Here is a 21,337-nt window from a genome sequence, read left to right as displayed (position 1 = left end):
TAGAATAAATAGATAGATACAAAAGCCTTTACAGGAGGTACTTACATGTCAAAAAAATTAGTCTTGATTGACGGTAACAGTATTGCTTACCGTGCATTCTTTGCCCTTCCATTATTAAATAACGACAAGGGTGTACATACAAACGCGGTGTATGGCTTTACGACCATGCTGCAAAAAATACTGGAAGATGAAAAGCCATCTCATATCCTTGTGGCCTTTGATGCAGGAAAAACGACTTTCCGTCATAAGACATTCACGGAATACAAAGGCGGCAGACAGAAAACCCCGCCAGAGTTGTCCGAGCAATTCCCTTATATACGGGAACTGTTGGATGCTTACGGAATCAAGCGTTATGAATTAGAAAACTATGAAGCGGATGATATTATCGGTACTCTTTCGCTGCAGGCAGAATCTGACGGGTTTGATGTAAAGGTGTACTCGGGAGATAAGGATTTAACCCAGCTGAGCTCCAAAGGTACGACGGTGTGCATCACGAGAAAAGGGATAACGGATATTGAAGTGTATACCCCGGAGCACATTAAAGAAAAGTGGGAGATCACACCTGATCGGATCATTGATATGAAAGGCTTGATGGGGGATAGCTCTGATAACATCCCAGGAGTTCCCGGTGTCGGTGAGAAAACAGCGATTAAACTCTTGAAGGAATTCGATTCCCTTGAAAGGCTCCTTGAGTCCATTGACAAAGTGAGCGGGAAGAAACTAATAGAAAAGCTGGAAGAGAACAAGGACCAGGCAATCATGAGTAAGGAGCTTGCAACAATCCTCAGGGAAGCTCCTATTGAGATTTCAGTAGAAGAGCTGAAATATGATGGTATGGATGAAGGGAAACTGAAAGGAGTATATCGGGATCTTGGATTCAACTCTTTACTTGAGAAAATGGGTGAATCCACTCAAGAAGAATCCAAGGAACTGGATGATATCTCCTATGAAATAGTGGAGAATATTAAAGAAGAACATCTTTCAGGCGATAGCTCGTTATACATCGAAATGCTTGAAGAGAATTATCACCTTGGAGAAGTCATCGGCATGAGTCTTCACAACGAGAATGGGACGATATTCTTCACCCTAGAAACGGCGCTGGACTCTGAACACTTTAAGGAATGGGCGGAAAATGCCGGCGCATCGAAGTATGTCTACAACTCGAAGGAAACGGTCGTTGCCTTAAAAAGACAAGGAATCGACATCAAAGGAATCGAGTTCGATTTGTTATTAGCTTCCTATATCATTAATCCCGCTGAATCAAGTGAAGACTTTGCGTCCATTGCGAAAGGGCACGGTCAGCCTTCAATTGAATCGGATGAAGCGGTTTATGGAAAAGGGGCAAAGCAAAAAGTTCCTTCCAATGAGGTTTTAGCCGAGCATCTTGCACGGAAGGCATTCATCCTTCATGAATTGAAGGACACGTGTATGAAAGAATTAGAGGAAAATGATCTTTATGAATTGTTTATGGAATTAGAATTACCCCTTGCACTTATTTTGGCCGAGATGGAATTCACCGGCGTTAAAGTGGACCAGGAGCGTCTGCTTTCCATGAAAGAAGAACTTGCTCACCGACTGGAAGAACTGGAGAAAAACATTCATGAACTGGCGGGGGAAAGCTTTAATATCAATTCACCGAAGCAGCTGGGCGTGATCCTCTTTGAAAAGCTCGGATTACCGGTAGTAAAGAAGACGAAAACAGGTTATTCTACTTCTGCAGACGTTTTGGAAAAACTGCAGTCCAAGCATGAAATCATTGATCATATCCTTCATTACCGTCAGTTAGGGAAGTTACAATCCACATACTTGGAAGGGTTATTGAAAGTTGTTCATAAAGACTCAAGTAAGATCCATACTCGTTTCAACCAGGCACTTACACAAACTGGCCGTCTGAGTTCAACGGATCCCAACCTTCAAAACATCCCGATCCGTCTGGAAGAGGGAAGGAAGATCCGTCAGGCATTCATTCCTTCAGAAAAGGGATGGGTCATGTTCGCTGCCGATTATTCTCAGATCGAACTACGGGTACTTGCCCATATAGCGGGTGATGAGAAACTGGTGGAAGCCTTCCGTAATGATATGGACATTCATACGAAAACAGCCATGGACGTTTTTGGAGTGAAGAAGGACGAGGTCACGTCCAATATGAGAAGGCATGCGAAAGCCGTTAACTTCGGTATCGTATATGGAATCAGTGACTACGGACTGTCACAGAGCCTTGATATTACACGAAAAGAAGCTGGGGAATTCATTAAGAAGTACTTAGAAAGCTTCCCTGGAGTAAAAGAATACATGGATGACATCGTACAGGATGCGAAACAGAAGGGATATGTGACGACTCTTCTGAATCGCCGACGTTACCTTCCTGAAATCACAAGCCGTAACTTTAACTTAAGAAGCTTTGCTGAACGGACAGCGATGAATACACCGATTCAGGGAAGCGCAGCAGATATCATCAAGAAAGCCATGATCGATATGGCGGCCCGGTTAAAGGAAGAGAACCTTCAATCCAGAATGCTATTACAGGTGCATGATGAACTAATCTTCGAAGCTCCTGAAGATGAAATAGAAGTATTGAAGAAAATTGTGCCTGAAGTTATGGAGAACGCGATGGAGCTAGAAGTCCCTTTAAAGGTTGATTACTCATATGGACAAACGTGGTACGACGCGAAGTAGTGCCGTGCAGAAGGAGGTGGCAGAATGCCTGAGCTGCCTGAAGTAGAAACAGTCAGAAAAACATTAGAACTTCTTGTACTGGGAAAAAAGATAAAAGATGTAAGTGTCTTTTGGCCAAAAATGATTAAAAATCCAGTTGAAACAGAAGAATTTATTCATAGCTTGAGAGGTCAGGAAATTGTTGAAATGAGAAGAAGAGGGAAATTTTTAATCTTTTATTGTAATGATGTAGCCCTCGTTTCTCATTTAAGGATGGAAGGAAAGTATAATCTGGCTGAACATCAGGATCCCATTGAAAAACATACTCATGTCATTTTTCACTTTATGGACGGGACGGAACTCAGATACCGTGATGTCCGGAAGTTTGGAACGATGCATCTGTTCAAGAAGGGGGAGGAATTACTCCACCTCCCCCTCCTTCAGTTGGGACCGGAGCCGTTTCAATCTGAGTTCACAGTGGACTATTTGGAAGAAAAGCTTGGCAGGACGGAAAGGATCGTGAAAGCCACTTTATTGGATCAAACGGTCCTCGTGGGTCTTGGAAACATCTATGTGGATGAAGCGTTATTCCGTGCTGGCATCCATCCCGATCGGAAGTCAAAGTCCCTGTCACGGGAAGAAATCGAACGGTTGCACATAGAGATCATTCATACGTTAACCGAAGCCGTGGAAATGGGCGGGAGTACGATTCGATCTTATGTGAATTCACAAGGTCAAATGGGAATGTTTCAACAGAACCTCTATGTATATAGCAGGAAAGAAGAGCCTTGCCGAAACTGCGGCATACCAATCGAGAAAAAAGTGTCAGCCGGGAGAGGGACCCATTACTGCCCTCAATGTCAACGGTAGTAAGAACGTTTAACATTTGATAAGCCCTTACCATATAGTATTGTAATGATTTTCGGGAGGGCTATTAGATGAGTGAAACAATCTCCTTATTACTGCTGGCGTTTGCTGTGAGTCTCGATAGTTTTAGCACCGGTTTAACTTATGGATTGCGAAAAGTAAAAATCCCTACAAAATCAATCAGCATCATATCCATATGTTCAGCGAGCTCTTTATTGCTCGCCATGTTACTCGGTCAAACCATCGGGTCTATTATTACCCCGCTCTGGGCAGGAAGAATCGGCGGACTGATCCTTGTCGTGATCGGAGCAGCTGTTCTTTATCAGTTTTTCAGACCGGAAAAGGAAACAGTTTTATCACACGAAAAAACATTGATCAATTTTGAAATTAAATCCATAGGTTTAGTGATTCAAATATTAAGAAGACCGCTCACGGCGGACTTTGATAAATCTGGTACGATTACAGGGATCGAGGCATTCATGCTTGGAATTGCCCTGTCACTCGATGCCTTCGGTGCCGGAATCGGTGCTGCATTATTACACTTCTCGCCGCTATTACTGACCCTGGCGATCTTTATGATGAGCTTTGCGTTTTTATTCTCCGGATTGAAAATGGGAGAATTCTTCTCTCATCTGCGCTGGATTCACAGGGTATCCTTCTTGCCGGGGGTACTGCTCATCCTGATCGGTATCCTTCGGTTTTAGTAACCGGCGAGTATGGGAAAGGATACGATCATGGCTAGCATTATTGGATTAACTGGAGGAATTGCCAGTGGTAAAAGTACCGTTTCAACCATGTTAAATGAAAAGGGATATACCGTCATCGATGCAGACCTGGCTGCCCGTATGGTCGTAGAAGTTGGTCAGCCGGCTTATCTTGCCATTGTTGAGGAATTCGGTGAAAGGATCCTTCACGAAAACGAATCAACCATCAATCGGGAAAAACTCGGTCAAATCATCTTCAACTCTGAAGAAAAAAGAAAAAAACTGAATGCCATCGTGCACCCAGCCGTCAGAAGCATGATGCTGCAGCATAAAGATGAAGCCATAGCGGCAGGCAAACACACGATTTTCATGGATATTCCCTTACTATTTGAAAGCGACCTTACGTGGATGGTCGATCGCACACTCGTAGTATATGTGAACGAAGAAACCCAGCTATCTCGCTTAATGGAACGGAATCACTACAACCGTGAAGAAGCAGCATCCCGCATCGCTTCCCAATTCCCCCTAAAGGATAAAGTGAACCTTGCCGACGCAGTCATCGACAACAACGGATCACTCCATGAGACAAAAGAACAACTTGAGGCTCTATTAGCAGAGTGGGACTTACAACCATAGCATCACAAATGACCGACAAGAAATCCTTGTCGGTTTTTTATTTTGTCTAAAAGGGGAATTGGAATGGAATGATTTGATATTTATTATTGGTACCATCATGGTATTCATGTTGAGTGTAGCGGAAGGTTGCTCGACTCCTGCGGGAAACAACGAAAAGCGGAGGCGGCTTGCTCAGCCCCGACAAGCATAAGATGAATGGGCCTAAGAAGGCGTTTTTTGCCTTCTTGGCCCATTTAGCTTATGACCTCGAGGGGCTAGCCGCCGGAGCTGGACAAGGGTAGGACACTACCTGCAGCCGTGGAGGCTCACCGCCAGCCCCGCGGAAAGCGAGAACCTGGAGTGGAACTCAACCAGCACATGAAACCCGTCAAGTTATTAATCGGTAACATTTGAAATCAAGTATGAATCCACACCACAAAAATATACATACAATAAGCCTATTTATCAGAATAATAAAACATTTAAAATCCGCAAAATACTTATTAACTAATTCTCTAAATATGTTATACTATTTTTAGCAAATAAACATATAAGTATAACATTAATATAGAGGGGAGCCGGATTTATGAAGGCGAAAATTGCAATCAATGGTTTTGGACGTATCGGAAGAATGGTTTTCAGAAAAGCGATATTAGAGGATAACTTAGAGGTTGTAGCCATTAACGCAAGCTACCCGGCTGAAACATTAGCTCATTTAATAAAGTATGACACAAATCATGGTACATTCCAGGCAGATGTGGTGACAGAAGATGACGCCCTCATCGTCAACGGGAAACGTGTCCTACTATTAAGTAATCGTGATCCTAAAGCTTTACCTTGGAATGAACTGAACATCGATATCGTGATTGAAGCGACTGGAAAATTCAATTCAAAAGACAAAGCGAGCCTTCATTTAGAAGCTGGAGCCAAAAAAGTCATTGTGACGGCCCCTGGTAAAAATGAAGACGTAACGATTGTGATGGGTGTAAATGAAAGCGCATTAAATATAGAAGAACACAGCGTCATTTCCAACGCTTCCTGTACGACAAACTGTTTAGCTCCGGTTGCGAAAGTGTTAGATGAGCAGTTTGGAATTGAAAACGGTCTCATGACGACCGTCCATGCTTACACGAATGATCAGAAGAATATCGATAACCCACATAAAGATTTAAGAAGAGCGAGAGCGTGCGGACAATCGATCATCCCGACGACTACTGGTGCAGCGAAAGCATTATCCCTGGTACTTCCGCAATTAAACGGGAAGCTTCATGGAATGGCGTTGCGTGTACCGACTCCCAACGTTTCATTAGTCGATCTGGTAGTGGATGTGAAAAGAGACGTAACCGTTGAAGAAATCAATGAAGCATTCATTACGGCATCCCTTGGTTCCCTCCATGGAGTACTTCAATATACAACAGAACCATTGGTTTCAATCGACTTTAATACAAACCCTCATTCAGCCATCATTGACGGACTGTCCACGATGGTTATGGGCAGCCGCAAAGTGAAGGTGCTGGCTTGGTACGACAATGAATGGGGCTACTCATGCCGCGTCGTCGACCTGGCTAAATTCGTCGCAAGTAAAATGCACGCTAAACAAGAAGTCAACGTTTGAAAGAACCAACATAAATCATAAAGTGACATATTAGAACGTGCCTTTTTCAGGTGCGTTCTTTTCTTTTATTACACTTTAATAAATGGGCAGGGTAAGTTCTCTTAAAGTGAAGGAATCTAGATGCTATCGTGTAAAGTCTGTTTGTAACCTTTAAAAGAGTTGATTTCCTCTATCTGTAAAAATGTGAAACTAGTGTAGTACCAAAGAGTGGATGGAAGCGGAAGGCACTCGACTCCCTCGGGAAAAGCTGGACAGATCGAAATGCAGAGGAGGCTCACCGCCAGCCCCGCGGAAAGCGAGTGCCTGCAGCGGAAAGGAACGGTCATGGTTTTTACACTATAGCCAAATCAAACGATTACCCACCCATATGAAAAACTTTATAAAAATTTATTGCAAAAGAGATTTAAACAAAGTATACTATTTTTCGTGAACTTCTTATTAGCAAATGAATACTGATTTAACTACTTAAAGGGTTAGGACCTCTTCGGACTAACTTTCCCCCGTGGTAGTTAAGATTTTGCCAAAGGATTCGTTCATTTTGACGAAAAAAATCATGTCAAAGGGGGAAATACGAAAATGGAAACAATGGGTCGTCATGTAATCTCTGAATTATGGGGTTGCGATTTTGAAAAATTAAACGATGTAGTAGGAATTGAGAAAACATTCGTAGATGCTGCGCTTAAGTCAGGTGCAGAAGTTCGTGAGGTAGCTTTCCATAAATTTGCTCCTCAAGGTGTGAGTGGAGTGGTGATCATCTCAGAATCACACTTAACCATCCACAGCTTTCCTGAACATGGCTATGCCAGTATTGATGTATATACTTGCGGTGATTTAGATCCTAATATCGCTGCTGAATATATTGCAGATGCTCTTGGTGCTGACACACGCGAAACGATTGAATTGCCGCGTGGTATGGGTCCGGTACAAGTGAAAAAGTCTCAGGCTCAAGCCCTTTAATCGATAATAACTCAGAAGAGATGCGTGATTTATGCATCTCTTTTTTTGTGCGATGATTCATTGTACACTTTTGGGTTTTTCAATCGGGCCTTTTCGTGTAAAATAAGGGTAACTAAAGGGAGGAACTTGATATGAGTGGGATACGTACCCTGTTAAAGCGATTTCAATCGGAATGTGAAACATCCGACCGGCATGAAGATAAAGAGTTGCAATCACGCTATTATAAATCCATGCATCAAGGGGCATTTAATGCAGTTTTGGGATTATTCTCATCGTCAGAGTATGAGGTGATCTCCCAGTCCAAGGACAGAGGGGAAATCACGGTCCGGAAAAACGGGACGCCTCAATTGTTTATCGTTGCCACGGTCATAACGGTGAGACCCCTTGAAACGGCGGTCGATTTCAAGATCAGTGCAGATAAAGGAAAGATCTTTGGTACATATACAGTATTAAAAGCGCAAATCAGCCATTATTATCACCAGCTCGATAGCGAATTGACGAAAGTGAAATAACGGTAAATCCTATAGAAGCTTGTGTATGTCGCAGCTTTTTTATATGATGAAGGTAATAGTATGTTTAACGGAGCTGATATTATGAAATGCCCGTCTTGCCAGCATAATGGTACACGAGTAGTGGACTCCCGACCTGCTGATGAAGGACGTTCAATCAGGAGAAGAAGAGAATGTGAAGAATGTAATTTTCGCTTCACGACCTTTGAGAAGGTTGAAGAGCTTCCTTTAATTGTGGTGAAAAAAGAAGGGGTAAGAGAAGAGTTTAGTCGAGAAAAGATTTTGAGAGGACTGATCAAGGCATGTGAGAAGCGCCCTGTACCTCTTGAAAGATTAGAAAGGATCTCCACTGATATTGAAAAGGACCTTCGAAATCAGGGAGCATCTGAAGTGGAATCTGTGAAAATCGGTGAGATGGTCATGGATCATCTTGCAAAAGTAGATGAAGTGGCATACGTCCGTTTTGCATCTGTATATCGACAATTTAAAGATATTAATGTATTTATAGACGAATTAAAAGAATTAATAAAAAAAGAGTAGAAGAATGAGCTGAAGATGGTATTCTTTGGCTCTTTTCTCTTTATTTCTTGAAAGGTAGAATCCAACTATGATGAAGAAGCATTGGAACGAAATACAGCCAGTCGATCACTACACGGTAGGGACAAACGGGATGCTTCAGGAATACGACAGGAAAATTATCACATTTTTATACCAGCCATTAATCGGTTCCATTTGCTATAGTCTCTATATGAGTTTATGGGGAGAGGTTGAAGAGAACCGCCTTTGGTCGACAGATTCAACCCATTATCATCTAATGAACGTTCTTTCTGTCAATCTTCAGGATGTGTATGAGGCTAGGATGAAGCTTGAGGGAATAGGGTTATTAAAGGCTTATGAAAACAAGGACGGTGAGGCACGGAGTTTTCTCTATGAGCTGCAGCCTCCTCTGTCAGCAGAGGAATTTTTTCACGATGGAATGTTGAATGTCTATCTTTACCGTAAGATCGGCCGGACTCATTATTTACGTTTGAAGAAATTTTTCACGGATGTGTCCGTTGATAAAAAACAGTACACCAATATTACCCGTTCCTTTCAAGATGTCTTTACATCTGAACAAATCAATTTTCTTCACCATGATGCAAATGTGGATTCGGAAACCGGATCAGGTGAACAATATATGAAATACGGAAAGAATGATGGACTTGCATTGGACGAAGTTGATTTTGATTTTCAACTGCTACTTGCCGGATTATCCGAATCCATGGTCCCGCGTAAAGCCTTTACGCCGAAAGTGAAGGAAACCGTTTTAAAGCTGAGTTATCTGTATGGGATCGATCCTCTTCAAATGAAGAATATTGTCTTAAGTTCACTGGATGCGGACGATACGATTGATATTGAATTGCTGCGTAAGACTGCCCGTGACTGGTACGGTATGCAGACAGGGGATCAACTGCCGGATTTGACGACGCGAATGGAAACGAAGAAGCCTGTCGCACGGGATAAACCGCTTTCTCAGGAAGAAGAGCTCATTGAATACCTGGAAACCACATCACCGAAGGACGTATTATCGGACATATCCAATGGCGGCTCTCCTTCCAAAGCAGATCTGCAAGCCGTCGAGGAAGTACTCATGTCACAGAAGTTGCCGATCGGCGTCATGAATGTGCTGGTACAATATGTGCTATTAAAAACGGACATGAAGCTGACAAAGGGTTATATGGAAAAAATTGCGTCTCACTGGTCGAGAAAAAAAGTGACATCGGCAAATGAAGCAATGGAGTTAGCGAAAAAGGAACATAAGCAATATCTTGAGTGGGCTGAAGGTAAAAAAGAATCCAAATCGAACAGGCGGAGAAAACCGATTCGTACAGAGAAACTGCCGGACTGGTTCAAAGAAGACGAAGTATCGGAAGAATCCGATACTCCTGCAGAAGGATACGATTTCGAAGCAGAAAAGAAAAAACTCGAAGAAGAGCTTAAAAATTTTCGGAAGTAGGTGAACATAACGATGGAGAGAATCAATAACACCTTAAAAAGGTTGGCGACTTCTGGTTCGTTTCAACAACGATATGAACAAATGAAAAAAGAGATTCTTGAAAACAATGATGTGAAAGATTTTATCCGAAAGAATGATGGCCGCGTAACGGGTGAAATGGTCAATGAAAGTCTGATGAAGTTATACGAGTATATCTCTCAAAGCAAGGAATGCCGGTACTGTCCTTCTTTGCAGGAATGTAAAAATATGATGGAGGGATATGATCCTCATTTAGTCATCAGGGGGAACACCATCGACATCGATTACCATCGCTGTCCCCGGAAAGTCATCCATGATGAAAGAACAAGTGCTCAACGTCTAATCAAAAGTCTGTATGTACCAAAGGATATTTTACAGGCATCCTTCCAGACACTGGATCTTGATTCGAAGAGCCGTCTGGAAGCAGTACGCCTTGCGAAGAATTTCGTGGAGACCTATACAGAAGGGACTAAAATGAAAGGTCTCTATTTTTACGGAAAGTTCGGAGTGGGCAAGTCCTATTTACTTGGAGCCATGGCCAATGAACTCGCTCAGAAAAAAATAGCGTCTCTTATCGTTTACGTTCCCGAGTTCTTCAGGGAAATCAAACAATCACTCGGTGATAATTCAGTGAATGAAAAGCTTGAGATGGTAAAATCAGCACGAATCCTCATGCTTGATGATATTGGTGCAGAAACCATGTCCAGCTGGGGGAGAGATGAAATCCTCGGTACGATCCTGCAGTACCGGATGCTTGAAAACCTGCCGACATTCTTCACTTCCAACTTTAACTTCAACGAGCTGACCCACCATTTAACGTATAGCCAGCGCGGGGAAGAAGAAAAGCTGAAGGCTGCACGGATTATGGAGCGGATTAAATATTTGTCTAAGCCTGTGTTGATTGATGGGCGGAATCGAAGGGAATAGTTTGATGGAGAGGAAATCGAATGCGGTTTCCTTTCTTTTTTTAGGTGGGCAAGTGTGTACACACGGCGATTTATATATATATTGTTAATCGGACACCAATCTAGGTAAGATTGCTCACCAAACGGCCGCAACCAGCCCATAGGTAATGACCTCGCCAACACCCATTCCCACCAAATATGTAACGGAAACGAAATCGAAACCCTTACCACCGCTTCCACCTCTATCCCGGCTCGCGGAAAAGAAATTCACTCATCAACTTCTAATTTATACAAGCCTCCCATATATATAAATCAGGGAATTGGGTTTAAGGAGGCGAGAAAGTTTGATTGAATTTATTTTCAAGCAAAAAAATGATGCGATAAAGCTTCAAGAATACCTCAATAAAGAATTCATCCAATCGTGGTTTCATGAAACGCTCTTTCAACATACAACTCACTACAATCTGACAATAGAGGTTTCCCCCTTCTTTAAAGAGAGTGAAAAGCTGCTTAACGGGGTTTCCAAATTCGTCATGAATGATAAATGCATGGACTGGTCCGAATCAGCCCTGAGAGAAAATTACTTCTATGAAGATGTTGATGAAATCAATCAAATACTAGAAATCGTGTCAGAGATGAGGATGGGGGAACGACCGGAACTGATGGAGTTGATCGGAGGGTGGGACGAAGCAAGTTATGTCCGTGAAAGTTTGGAATCTTTGCTGGAAGGGAAGACGCCAATATCATTCGACTCCTTTAGCAAATTCAGGCTTAAGAAGCTGCAGGAAAGGCTGATCCTGATGCTGGATCTTGCCATAGATGAATATAAGATGGAGCAGGAATATCAAATGTTCGTTCATATGCTTCGGGAGTATCTTGCATCCAGGGAGCAGAAAATGTCCACAATCCATCTTTACTCAACAGGGTATGGCTTTCGTTTCTTTGATGAAGACATGAAAGAGGTAACGCGGCAGGAATTGACGAAGGTGATAGATAAGCGCCTTTTGACGAATCACCCGTTATATGTTGATTCATACACCATTGCTCCGTTATTATCTCTTGCTCCTGAGAAGATACATGTATACGGGAACAGTGACCACCAATTGATCAGGACGCTTCAGAACATTTTTGAAGAACGAATGGATGTTTTGCCGCTTAGTTATTTTCCTGATACGCTTCTTTATCCTTCCTGGGATATTGCGAATGAATAGGGTTTTTTCTAGGAGCTCTTGCTTTTCAAAACATAACCGATTATAATACCTACATAATAAGTCAATAAATAAAGGTTATGATGAGGACAATAATATTCCTATTCATTCACAGAGAGGGAAGTCTCCCGGCTGCAAGCTTCCTAATTCGATAGTGATATTTACCACCTCGGAACTTCAATCATGAACGGAATCAATAATGGATTCACAGTAATGATTGACGGCTAAATGTCGTTATTCGTTTTCAATGAAGTCATTGTATGTATTGTTGCACACAATGAGAAGTTGGGTGGAACCACGAGTTTACTTATTAACCTCGTCCCTTCAAACGTGAAGGGGCGGGGTTTTTTATGTTTTATAAAGATACTTTAAGGAGTGAAATCACATGTCAGAAGTAGTGAAAATGCAGTTCCCTGATGGAAATGTCAAGGAGTTTCCCAAAGGGTCAACAACAGAAGAAATTGCTGCGTCCATCAGTCCCGGACTGAAGAAGAAGGCGTTGGCTGGTAAAATAAATGGTGGAATGATCGACCTGCGTACAGGGATTCAGGAAGATGGAGCGATTGAAATTGTTACACCTCCTTCAGCGGATGCCCTTGAAGTCCTTCGTCACAGTACGGCCCATTTAATGGCACAGGCCATCAAACGTCTATATCCTGAAACGAAGCTTGGAATCGGTCCGGTCATTGAAGGCGGATTCTACTACGATATCGATTCAGAGCACACGTTCACTCCGGAAGACCTACCGTTGATCGAGAAGGAAATGAAGAAGATCACAGGAGAAAATCTGGAAGTGGTACGGAAAGAAGTAAGTCGTGATGAAGCTCAAAAAATGTATGAAGAAATCGGTGACGAGTACAAGCTTGAACTGCTTGAAGCCATTCCTGAAGGAGAACAGGTTTCCATCTATGAACAGGGTGAATTTTTCGACCTGTGCCGTGGAGTCCATATCCCTTCTACAAATAAAATTAAAGAATTCAAGCTGTTGAGCATTGCCGGTGCTTACTGGCGTGGAAACAGCGATAATAAAATGCTTCAACGTATTTACGGTACGGCTTTCTTCAAGAAAGAAGATCTGGAAGAGCATTTGCGTCTTTTAGAAGAAGCAAAAGAGCGTGACCACCGTAAAATCGGTAAAGAATTGAATCTATTCATGAACTCACAAAAAGTGGGACAAGGCCTGCCGATGTGGCTGCCTAAAGGTGCCACGATCCGTCGTATCATCGAACGTTACATCGTTGATAAAGAAGAGCGTTTGGGCTATGATCACGTGTACACTCCTATCATGGGTAGTGTCGAGCTTTACAAAACAAGCGGTCACTGGGATCACTACCAGGAGAATATGTTCCCAGTCATGGAAATGGACAATGAAGATCTCGTTCTTCGCCCGATGAACTGTCCTCATCATATGATGATTTATAAAAACGGCATCCACAGCTACCGCGAGCTTCCGATCCGTATCGCCGAGCTTGGTACCATGCACCGTTATGAATTATCAGGTGCCCTGTCAGGACTTCAGCGTGTACGCGGGATGACTCTGAATGATGCACATATCTTCGTCCGCCCGGATCAGATCAAAGAAGAATTCAAGCGTGTGGTGCGCCTGGTTCAGGAAGTGTATAAAGACTTTGATCTGAATGACTATTCGTTCCGCCTGTCTTACCGTGATCCTGAGGATACTGAGAAATACTTTGATGATGATGAAATGTGGACCCGTGCACAAGGAATGATCAAAGAAGCTATGGATGAACTGGATGTGGAGTACTTTGAAGCAGAAGGGGAAGCGGCATTCTACGGCCCTAAACTGGACGTTCAAGTGAAGACCGCCCTGGGTAAGGAAGAAACATTATCCACGGTTCAGTTGGACTTCTTACTTCCTGAGCGCTTTGACTTAACTTACGTTGGGGAAGACGGGAAGCAGCACCGTCCGGTTGTCATCCACCGTGGAGTCGTATCCACAATGGAACGCTTTGTGGCCTTCCTGATTGAAGAATACAAAGGAGCATTTCCGACATGGCTCGCTCCAACGCAGGTTCAGGTGATTCCGGTTTCTCCTGATGTTCACTTCGATTATGCGAAAGAAGTGAAAGAAAAGCTTCAGGCTGCAGGGCTGCGTGTGGACATCGATGACCGTAATGAAAAAATCGGTTATAAGATACGCGAAGCACAGATGAGCAAAGTCCCTTACATGCTTGTAGTGGGTGACAATGAAATCAAGGAAACAGCAGTAAACGTCCGTAAATACGGAGAGCAAAAATCAGAAACCATATCCCTTGACGAATTCATCACACACATCACAAAAGAAGCGAATCGCTAAAAAAGAAGAGGGACGGACCTCCAATTGTTCGTTATGTCTCGAATTCGGAGTCCCAATTGAGGTCCGTCCCTCTCTTATTTTACAAAAAAACTATTGCACTCTCCATAGATGTCTGATATTATGAAATACGTTGTGATATTAAATGATTATTTGACAGCGGTATTGTCATGTGATATATTATCTAAGGTGAATTGAATACAGTTTGGTACAAGAAGAAGCTACCCGCTTCTCACCTGAATAACGCATTACAGCTGTTTACAGGTATGTGATTGACTATTAAAGCCATTTATATATGCTTAATAATCAGGTGCGGGTGTTTCGACACTCGCATCTTTTTTTGTGTGTTTCACGCAAAAAGGGAAGCGGGTGCGCCGGCCAAAGCCGTGTATTCTTTTAATAAACCTTGGAGGTGGCTAATTATTAGCAAAGACATGATCTTAAACGAAACGATTCGTGCCCGTGAAGTACGTCTTATCGATCAAAACGGTGAGCAACTTGGAATTAAATCCAAGAATGAAGCTCTTGAAATTGCTGAACGTGTAAATCTTGATCTTGTTCTTGTTGCTCCAAATGCAAAACCACCCGTTGCTCGTATCATGGACTACGGTAAGTTTAAGTTTGAACAACAGAAGAAAGAAAAAGAAGCACGTAAGAATCAGAAAATCATCAATCTTAAAGAGGTTCGTTTAAGCCCGACGATTGATGAGCATGATTTCAACACTAAGCTTCGTAACGCTCGTAAGTTCCTTGAAAAAGGAGACAAAGTCAAAGCGTCAATCCGATTTAAAGGTCGTGCGATTACGCACAAAGAAATTGGTCAACGTGTTCTGGATCGCTTCAGTGATGAGTGTAAAGATGTAGCAACCGTTGAATCAAAACCGAAAATGGATGGTCGCAGTATGTTCTTGGTGCTTGCACCAGTTAACGAAAAATAAAGGACCCGAGGAGGAAAAGCACATGCCAAAAATGAAAACTCACCGCGGCTCAGCTAAGCGTTTCAAGAAAACAGGTTCTGGTAAACTTAAACGTTCACACGCTTACACAAGCCACTTATTCGCAAACAAATCTACTAAAGCAAAGCGTAAGCTACGTAAAGCGGCTGTTGTCTCTAAAGGAGATTTCAAACGCATTCGTCATATGCTTGACAACCTAAAATAAGAAGTAATAGAAACAGGAGGGAATTATTATGCCACGCGTAAAAGGCGGAACAGTAACACGCAGACGTCGTAAAAAAGTTCTTAAATTAGCCAAAGGTTATTTCGGTTCCAAACATACTTTATATAAAGTAGCAAATCAACAAGTCATGAAATCATACATGTATGCTTATCGTGACCGTCGCCAAAAGAAACGTGACTTCCGTAAACTATGGATCACACGTATCAATGCGGCTGCACGTATGAACGGTCTTTCTTACAGCCGTTTAATGCACGGATTGAAACTTGCTGGTATCGAAGTAAACCGCAAAATGCTTGCTGAGCTTGCGATTTCTGACGAAAAAGCATTCAACCAATTAGCTGATGCTGCTAAAGCTCAACTAAACAAATAATAACTGCTAACTCGTTAGTGGAAAAAGGACTGGCCCCTGGCCGGTCCTTTCTTATATCAAATACTTCAGAAAGCAGGTAACATTCATGGATGCACTAACCGGAATCTTATATTTATATGCCGTCGTCATCAATTTCATCGGCTTTATCATTATGGGAAGGGATAAGAGAAAAGCAGAGAGACATCAATACCGCATAAGTGAAAGGGTACTGTGGCAGGTTGCGATCGTGGGAGGCAGTGTCGGCGCCTTTTTGGGAATGAAGGTGTACCGTCATAAAACGAAACACAAACGGTTTTCCATAGGATTCCCTTTACTCGTCATGCTTCACTGTCTGCTGTTTATCTGGCTGAACGCGAACCTGTGAAACCAAAGTTTTCATTCTTTAACCCGTCTGCATGACATACTATATAAAGAGTGTGGATTAACAGCTTAGAAAAGCAGAAGGAGGTCGCGTTAACCATGGACGAACGGTTGGTTGCTGCATTCGCCCTGATGGAAGCAAGCGGATATATGGCTCCTGTTCTGTTTATCTTATTTCATATTCTGAGGCAGTTTCTATTCATTCCCGTCGCTCTTGTATGTATGGCGGGAGGAATTCTGTTCGGGAGCCTCTTCGGTACACTGTACTCATTGATTGGATTAACGCTCTTATCTGTCACTTTTTATTTTGTCATAAAAGGGTTCAAATCGTTTTATGAAAAGCTCCTGAGGCTGAAAGAGAAGTGGTTTGGACGAAATGCCACCCTGACCACCGGGCAGATTGCGGTGCTCAGATTGATCCCTTTTGTTCATTATCAACTGCTGAACCTATGCCTCCTTGAGAGGAAGAAAGAGTTGAAACCTTTTATTCGTGCTTCTGTCCTTTCAAACACCCCCCTAGCATTTTTTTACACAGTATTCGGCCAATACATCAAACAATTTTCCCCGCCTATTCTTGTCATGATTTTCATCGCACTCATCGTCTTATTTTACCTGCTAAGGGAGAAAGTACGTGTCATTCAGTGGAGAGAGTTTTTTCCTAGTAAATAATAAGTAAAAAACGACCAGCAGAGCTAGTCGTTTTTTTGTTGTGCTTTTTGAAGGAATTCGTGGATCGGGCTTTTCCAGTCGAGTTTGGCATTGGGGTATCTTTCCTTGATTTCGTTCTGCAGGTATTCGAAGTCCTCCCGGGTCAGACCTTTTAATGAAGAGACATTTTTAGTCCATACGAAGATGGAAACCACATCGAATGACTTTTCAGTGGCACCAAGGTATTTTTCCCCTTCAAATCGTACTCCTTTGTACGTTATGTGAAAATTCTTTCGGACATTTTCCTGATTATCGAGAAAATAAAAACGTTTCTGCTCCTGGGCAAGCTCCAGTTTTCGCTTTGGGTTTATAATGTATTTGACGCTGCTGTATAAAAGGTAAATAATAAGGAAAAAAATCACTAACCGAATAAGCCAAAGCATAACCATTACCTCCATAGGCATATTTCTTCCACTATTATTTACGATTAAAACAGAAAAAGGTTTCATATTATTATAAATTTGTTTAAAAATTTGTCATACTAGGAGAGTACATAAGAAATAAAGGCGATCGTAAGGGGAGTTTAATATGAATATTGAAACGTTATTGGACATGCAGAAAAAGCTGGATCAGCATATTGAAGAGGAACACGGGTTGGAGAAGGAGGACTTGATCGACAAGAAAATCCTTGCTCTCCTCGTTGAAATCGGGGAACTGGCCAATGAAACGAGAAGCTTTAAGTTCTGGAGTACAAAGCCCTCTTCTTCAAAGGAAGTGATTCTTGAAGAATTTGTGGATGGAGTACATTTTATCCTGTCATTGGGAATCGAAATTGGCATACAACAATTCGATGTAGGTGAGACAAACTATACGAACGAAGATGTGACAAAGCAATTCATGGACGTATTCAAATATGCCAACCACTTTGCTAACGAACGCTCGGTTGAACATTTTCAGGAGTTATTCAGACACTACGTGTACCTGGGGGAACTTCTCGGATTTTCTCATGAAGAGGTTTTTGATGCGTATGTGAAAAAAAATGAAGTGAATTATAATCGTCAAAAAGAAGGATATTAACAAAGAATTATTCCCTTTGATGGTAAAGAAGATTCAGGAAATTTTGATGAATCGGACAGGTTTTAGTATAATGAAAGGGAATAAATATTTAGGGGGTCGAAACAATGGCGAAATTAGATGAAACATTGACAATGCTCAAGGATTTAACCGATGCCAAAGGTGTACCGGGTAATGAGAGAGAAGTAAGGGAAGTCATGAAGAAATACATAGAGCCGTTTGCAGATGAAGTGACGACAGATAATCTGGGGAGTTTAATCGCGAAAAAAGTAGGCGATGAAAACGGACCCAAGATCATGGTGGCCGGACATTTAGATGAAGTCGGGTTCATGATCACTCAAATTGACAGCAAAGGGTTCCTCCGGTTTCAAACTGTAGGAGGCTGGTGGTCACAGGTCATGCTTGCCCAGCGGGTGACGATCGTAACAGGCAAAGGAGAAGTAACGGGTGTGATCGGATCCAAGCCGCCGCATATTCTGCCTCCTGAAGCTCGGAAAAAGCCGGTTGAAATTAAAGATATGTTTATTGATATCGGTGCCTCAAGCCGTGAGCAAGTACTGGAATGGGGAGTGAAGCCGGGAGATATGGTTGTCCCTCATTTCGAATTCACGGTGATGAACAACGAGAAGATGCTTTTGGCGAAAGCATGGGATAACCGCATTGGATGTGCGATTGCCATCGATGTACTTAGAAACCTGAAGGATGAACAGCATCCAAACGTCGTTTACGGTGTCGGTACAGTTCAGGAAGAGGTTGGTCTTCGTGGAGCAAGAACGGCGGCTGCCAAGATTCAGCCTGATATAGGCTTTGGTGTGGATGTTGGAATCGCAGGGGACACGCCGGGTGTTTCTGATAAAGAAGCATCAAGTAAGATGGGAGATGGACCACAAATCATTCTTTATGATGCATCCATGGTTTCTCACAAAGGACTTCGTGATTTTGTTACAAATACAGCAGATGAACATAACATCCCGTACCAATTCGATGCCATTGCAGGCGGAGGGACGGATTCCGGTGCGATTCATTTAACCGCGAATGGAGTCCCTGCTCTCTCGATTACCATTGCCACACGCTATATCCACTCTCATGCAGCCATGTTGCATCGTGATGATTACGAGAACGCCGTTAAATTGATTACTGAAGTGATCAAGAAGCTCGATAAGGATACAGTGGCGAACATTACATTTGATTAATAGACAACACTAAAATAGATGCCTTTGGTTCATTTTGAACCAAAGGCATCTTTTAAAATAACTGTATCTCAAAAAGTCATTTCCTCCGATGAAGCCATGTCCGCACCAATCGTTTTTTGGATGATACGAATGGCACTTTCATTGTCTTCATTTGTTTCTGAAGCCATGCAATCCATTGGGATCGACATGTCATATTCTCTCATATAGGCATCATTGGCGGTGTACAGAACACAGATGTCGCCGGCGATTCCTGTTATGATGAGGTGTCTTACATCAAGCTGATGAAGCAGGATATCAAGCTGTGTACCGAAAAAGCAGGAATGTTTCGGTTTGATGATAAAATAATCGTCTGTATCCGGATGAAGTTTTTTAATCACGTGTTTTCCTTTTCCTTTTTTACACTCCTCAATGATGTCATTCATATTGTCCTGCCAAAGGCCATAGTTGTCATTCACATAAATGACAGGCAACCGGGCTGCCTTAGCCTTCTTCTTCAATTCACGGATATTGTCAACAATTTTCATTGTGTTTTCGTACAAATCCTCTCCACCTTGGAAATCAAATGTATTTATCATGTCGATGATCAATAATGCGCTTTTCCCCTGACTCATCATTCGTTTCTCCTTCCGTTTGTATGTATTCTCCATTACCACTGAAAGCATGGTCTTAAAACCAAATCAGGAAAAATGGTCGTATAATAAAACAAGGGCAACCCTTTTTCAGGATTGCCCATGCATTTACTGCGTTTGTTGCTGCTGTAATGATTCCTCTAACGTTTCAAGGACCATTTTTTGTTCCTGGGGATCTGCATTTTGCCAGAAGACTTCAAGAAGTACACCAAGACCGGGAAGGGTTTTCTCTTCTCCTCCCTGGATGGCATCAACAATGGTGTCTCTCAGTTCGTCCTGGTTGTTACCAGATACGTTGTGTATGATTGCTTTTCTTAAGTTAAGATTCATCACACATTTCTCCTTTTTGCTAGGATGAGGAATTCATTGTTATCTTGTCTCAAATTGAATTTATTATGTACGAAAGTTAAGGTATAATGAGACCTTGAATAGTCATTTAAAGGAGCGGATACGGTTGAAGTATATTCAATCCTCGAAAAATCCTGTTGTGAAGCAGTGGAAAAAGTTATTAACCAAAAAAGAACGGGATCTTACCCGTACATATATCATTGAAGGATTTCACCTCGTGGAAGAAGCATTGAAGCAGGAGGATACGCTCCTTGAACTGATCCTTGTAGAAGGAATCGATCTGCCTCAGAAATGGACGGTGGACACTGTTCACGTTACCATGGTATCGGATGAAGTAGGAAAAGTCCTGTCTGCTACCGAAACGTCACAAGGAATCTTTGCAATTTGTAAGCAAAAAGAAGACGAGCATGATATCAAGAGGGCCACCACCTTTATGCTTCTGGATGGTCTGCAGGATCCGGGAAATATCGGAACGATCATCCGAACAGCCGATGCAGCTGGAATCGATATGGTCGTGTTAGGCAAGGGGACAGTGGATCCTTATAACCCTAAAGTATTGCGTTCTGCACAAGGGAGCCATTTTCATATTCCCATCGTCAGAAAGGACCTCACTGAAACGATTTCAGCCCTGAAAGAGCGGGACATCCCCATATATGGGACTGCCCTTGAAAAGGGGGTGGAGTATACGACAATCACACCCGGGTCATCTTATGCCCTCATCGTAGGGAACGAGGGGAATGGTATGTCGAAGGATCTCTTAACTGAAACGGATCAGAACTTGTACATCCCTATATACGGGAAGAGTGAATCGTTAAACGTAGCGATTGCGGCAGGGGTTTTATTATACTTTTTTAAAAATGGGCAGTGAATTTCTTGAAAAGGTTTGAAATTCCCTTGGAAGTTCACTATAATAATGCACATATAACTTAAAAAACGTTGAAAGAGGAAAGTAACACATGACCTTCTTCAAGGGAGAGGATGCCCTGGACTGTAAGCATTCTTAAGAATGCATGGTGTGAATATTTCACCTCTCGAGTTGGCATCGGGACCATTCCAGTGTGAATGTAAAGATGCTCCGGCAAAAGCCGTTATCCGAATGAAGTGAGTATAACCCCCCGGGGATATGCTTATAAGGGTGGTACCGCGATATAAACCTCGTCCCTTTTGGGATGG

At 42.5% G+C, this 21,337-nt stretch carries 23 protein-coding genes and 3 other annotated features; of the genes, 20 read left to right on the top strand and 3 right to left on the bottom strand.

Features of this window, described 5'->3' with window-relative positions; all coding sequences use genetic code 11:
- Positions 1–45: 45 nt before the first annotated feature.
- From polA to BAA9072_RS21395, 17 genes are all read left to right on the top strand, one after another.
- The gene (polA, locus tag BAA9072_RS21475; protein ID WP_201716653.1) at positions 46–2,676 is read left to right on the top strand and encodes a DNA polymerase I; all 2,631 of its coding nucleotides are present in this window, start codon (positions 46–48) and stop codon (positions 2,674–2,676) included.
- Positions 2,677–2,700: 24 nt separating this feature from the next.
- Positions 2,701–3,525 (top strand): DNA-formamidopyrimidine glycosylase, encoded by an 825-nt coding sequence (mutM, locus tag BAA9072_RS21470; protein ID WP_201716652.1) that lies wholly within the window; start codon positions 2,701–2,703, stop codon positions 3,523–3,525.
- Positions 3,526–3,593: 68 nt separating this feature from the next.
- Positions 3,594–4,226: a sporulation membrane protein YtaF gene (gene ytaF / locus BAA9072_RS21465; RefSeq protein WP_201716651.1), complete on the top strand. Its 633-nt coding sequence runs from the start codon at positions 3,594–3,596 to the stop codon at positions 4,224–4,226.
- A gap of 30 nt (positions 4,227–4,256) precedes the next feature.
- Entirely contained in the window at positions 4,257–4,862 is a 606-nt protein-coding gene (gene coaE / locus BAA9072_RS21460; RefSeq protein WP_201716650.1) for a dephospho-CoA kinase, read from the top strand.
- A gap of 565 nt (positions 4,863–5,427) precedes the next feature.
- Positions 5,428–6,456: a glyceraldehyde-3-phosphate dehydrogenase gene (locus BAA9072_RS21455; protein WP_201716649.1), complete on the top strand. Its 1,029-nt coding sequence runs from the start codon at positions 5,428–5,430 to the stop codon at positions 6,454–6,456.
- A 576-nt stretch (positions 6,457–7,032) separates the two neighbouring features.
- Positions 7,033–7,413, top strand: coding sequence for an adenosylmethionine decarboxylase (gene speD / locus BAA9072_RS21450; protein WP_034756998.1), 381 nt, complete (start codon positions 7,033–7,035; stop codon positions 7,411–7,413).
- 131 nt (positions 7,414–7,544) lie between these two features.
- Positions 7,545–7,925 (top strand): cytosolic protein, encoded by a 381-nt coding sequence (locus BAA9072_RS21445; RefSeq protein ID WP_201716648.1) that lies wholly within the window; start codon positions 7,545–7,547, stop codon positions 7,923–7,925.
- An 81-nt stretch (positions 7,926–8,006) separates the two neighbouring features.
- The gene (gene nrdR, locus BAA9072_RS21440) at positions 8,007–8,462 is read left to right on the top strand and encodes a transcriptional regulator NrdR (protein ID WP_201716647.1); all 456 of its coding nucleotides are present in this window, start codon (positions 8,007–8,009) and stop codon (positions 8,460–8,462) included.
- Between the two features lie 67 nt (positions 8,463–8,529).
- Positions 8,530–9,918: a replication initiation and membrane attachment family protein gene (locus tag BAA9072_RS21435; RefSeq protein WP_408015257.1), complete on the top strand. Its 1,389-nt coding sequence runs from the start codon at positions 8,530–8,532 to the stop codon at positions 9,916–9,918.
- Positions 9,919–9,930: 12 nt separating this feature from the next.
- Positions 9,931–10,863 (top strand): primosomal protein DnaI, encoded by a 933-nt coding sequence (dnaI, locus tag BAA9072_RS21430; protein WP_201716646.1) that lies wholly within the window; start codon positions 9,931–9,933, stop codon positions 10,861–10,863.
- A 322-nt stretch (positions 10,864–11,185) separates the two neighbouring features.
- Positions 11,186–12,052, top strand: a complete 867-nt coding sequence (ytxC, locus tag BAA9072_RS21425; RefSeq protein ID WP_201716645.1) for a sporulation protein YtxC — start codon at positions 11,186–11,188, stop codon at positions 12,050–12,052.
- A 68-nt stretch (positions 12,053–12,120) separates the two neighbouring features.
- Positions 12,121–12,376, top strand: a binding site (T-box leader).
- 58 nt (positions 12,377–12,434) lie between these two features.
- The gene (thrS, locus tag BAA9072_RS21420; RefSeq protein WP_201716644.1) at positions 12,435–14,366 is read left to right on the top strand and encodes a threonine--tRNA ligase; all 1,932 of its coding nucleotides are present in this window, start codon (positions 12,435–12,437) and stop codon (positions 14,364–14,366) included.
- Positions 14,367–14,569: 203 nt separating this feature from the next.
- Positions 14,570–14,709 (top strand) — a sequence feature (ribosomal protein L20 leader region).
- 88 nt (positions 14,710–14,797) lie between these two features.
- Complete coding sequence (gene infC / locus BAA9072_RS21415) at positions 14,798–15,301, top strand: translation initiation factor IF-3 (RefSeq protein ID WP_034757009.1); 504 nt, start codon at positions 14,798–14,800, stop codon at positions 15,299–15,301.
- A 22-nt stretch (positions 15,302–15,323) separates the two neighbouring features.
- Positions 15,324–15,524, top strand: a complete 201-nt coding sequence (gene rpmI / locus BAA9072_RS21410; protein ID WP_032087387.1) for a 50S ribosomal protein L35 — start codon at positions 15,324–15,326, stop codon at positions 15,522–15,524.
- A gap of 28 nt (positions 15,525–15,552) precedes the next feature.
- Positions 15,553–15,912, top strand: coding sequence for a 50S ribosomal protein L20 (gene rplT / locus BAA9072_RS21405; protein ID WP_034757014.1), 360 nt, complete (start codon positions 15,553–15,555; stop codon positions 15,910–15,912).
- A gap of 85 nt (positions 15,913–15,997) precedes the next feature.
- Positions 15,998–16,276 (top strand): DUF1294 domain-containing protein, encoded by a 279-nt coding sequence (locus BAA9072_RS21400; protein WP_201716643.1) that lies wholly within the window; start codon positions 15,998–16,000, stop codon positions 16,274–16,276.
- Positions 16,277–16,371: 95 nt separating this feature from the next.
- Positions 16,372–16,941: a TVP38/TMEM64 family protein gene (locus BAA9072_RS21395; RefSeq protein WP_201716642.1), complete on the top strand. Its 570-nt coding sequence runs from the start codon at positions 16,372–16,374 to the stop codon at positions 16,939–16,941.
- A gap of 23 nt (positions 16,942–16,964) precedes the next feature.
- Here BAA9072_RS21395 and BAA9072_RS21390 read toward each other — a convergent pair whose 3' ends face one another.
- On the bottom strand, positions 16,965–17,363 hold the full coding sequence (locus BAA9072_RS21390; protein WP_201716641.1) for a sigma-w pathway protein ysdB: 399 nt from the start codon (positions 17,361–17,363) through the stop codon (positions 16,965–16,967).
- 145 nt (positions 17,364–17,508) lie between these two features.
- Between BAA9072_RS21390 and BAA9072_RS21385 the strand changes: the two genes are divergently transcribed.
- Complete coding sequence (locus tag BAA9072_RS21385) at positions 17,509–17,997, top strand: dUTP diphosphatase (protein ID WP_201716640.1); 489 nt, start codon at positions 17,509–17,511, stop codon at positions 17,995–17,997.
- Between the two features lie 104 nt (positions 17,998–18,101).
- On the top strand, positions 18,102–19,187 hold the full coding sequence (locus BAA9072_RS21380; protein ID WP_201716639.1) for a M42 family metallopeptidase: 1,086 nt from the start codon (positions 18,102–18,104) through the stop codon (positions 19,185–19,187).
- Between the two features lie 68 nt (positions 19,188–19,255).
- Here BAA9072_RS21380 and BAA9072_RS21375 read toward each other — a convergent pair whose 3' ends face one another.
- Both BAA9072_RS21375 and sspI read right to left on the bottom strand, forming a co-directional pair.
- Positions 19,256–19,798: a cysteine hydrolase family protein gene (locus BAA9072_RS21375; protein ID WP_201716663.1), complete on the bottom strand. Its 543-nt coding sequence runs from the start codon at positions 19,796–19,798 to the stop codon at positions 19,256–19,258.
- Positions 19,799–19,924: 126 nt separating this feature from the next.
- Positions 19,925–20,146, bottom strand: coding sequence for a small acid-soluble spore protein SspI (gene sspI / locus BAA9072_RS21370; RefSeq protein ID WP_113969566.1), 222 nt, complete (start codon positions 20,144–20,146; stop codon positions 19,925–19,927).
- 124 nt (positions 20,147–20,270) lie between these two features.
- Here sspI and BAA9072_RS21365 point away from each other — a divergent pair, with 124 nt between their 5' ends.
- Complete coding sequence (locus BAA9072_RS21365; RefSeq protein WP_201716638.1) at positions 20,271–21,032, top strand: TrmH family RNA methyltransferase; 762 nt, start codon at positions 20,271–20,273, stop codon at positions 21,030–21,032.
- Between the two features lie 59 nt (positions 21,033–21,091).
- Positions 21,092–21,330 (top strand) — a binding site (T-box leader).
- Positions 21,331–21,337 lie beyond the last annotated feature (7 nt).

The sequence above is a fragment of the Rossellomorea arthrocnemi genome (genome assembly GCF_904424705.1).
GTDB lineage: Bacteria > Bacillota > Bacilli > Bacillales > Bacillaceae_B > Rossellomorea > Rossellomorea arthrocnemi.
The sequence above is the reverse complement of the archived record's forward strand: the minus strand, read 5'-3'. Positions and strand labels throughout refer to the sequence as shown.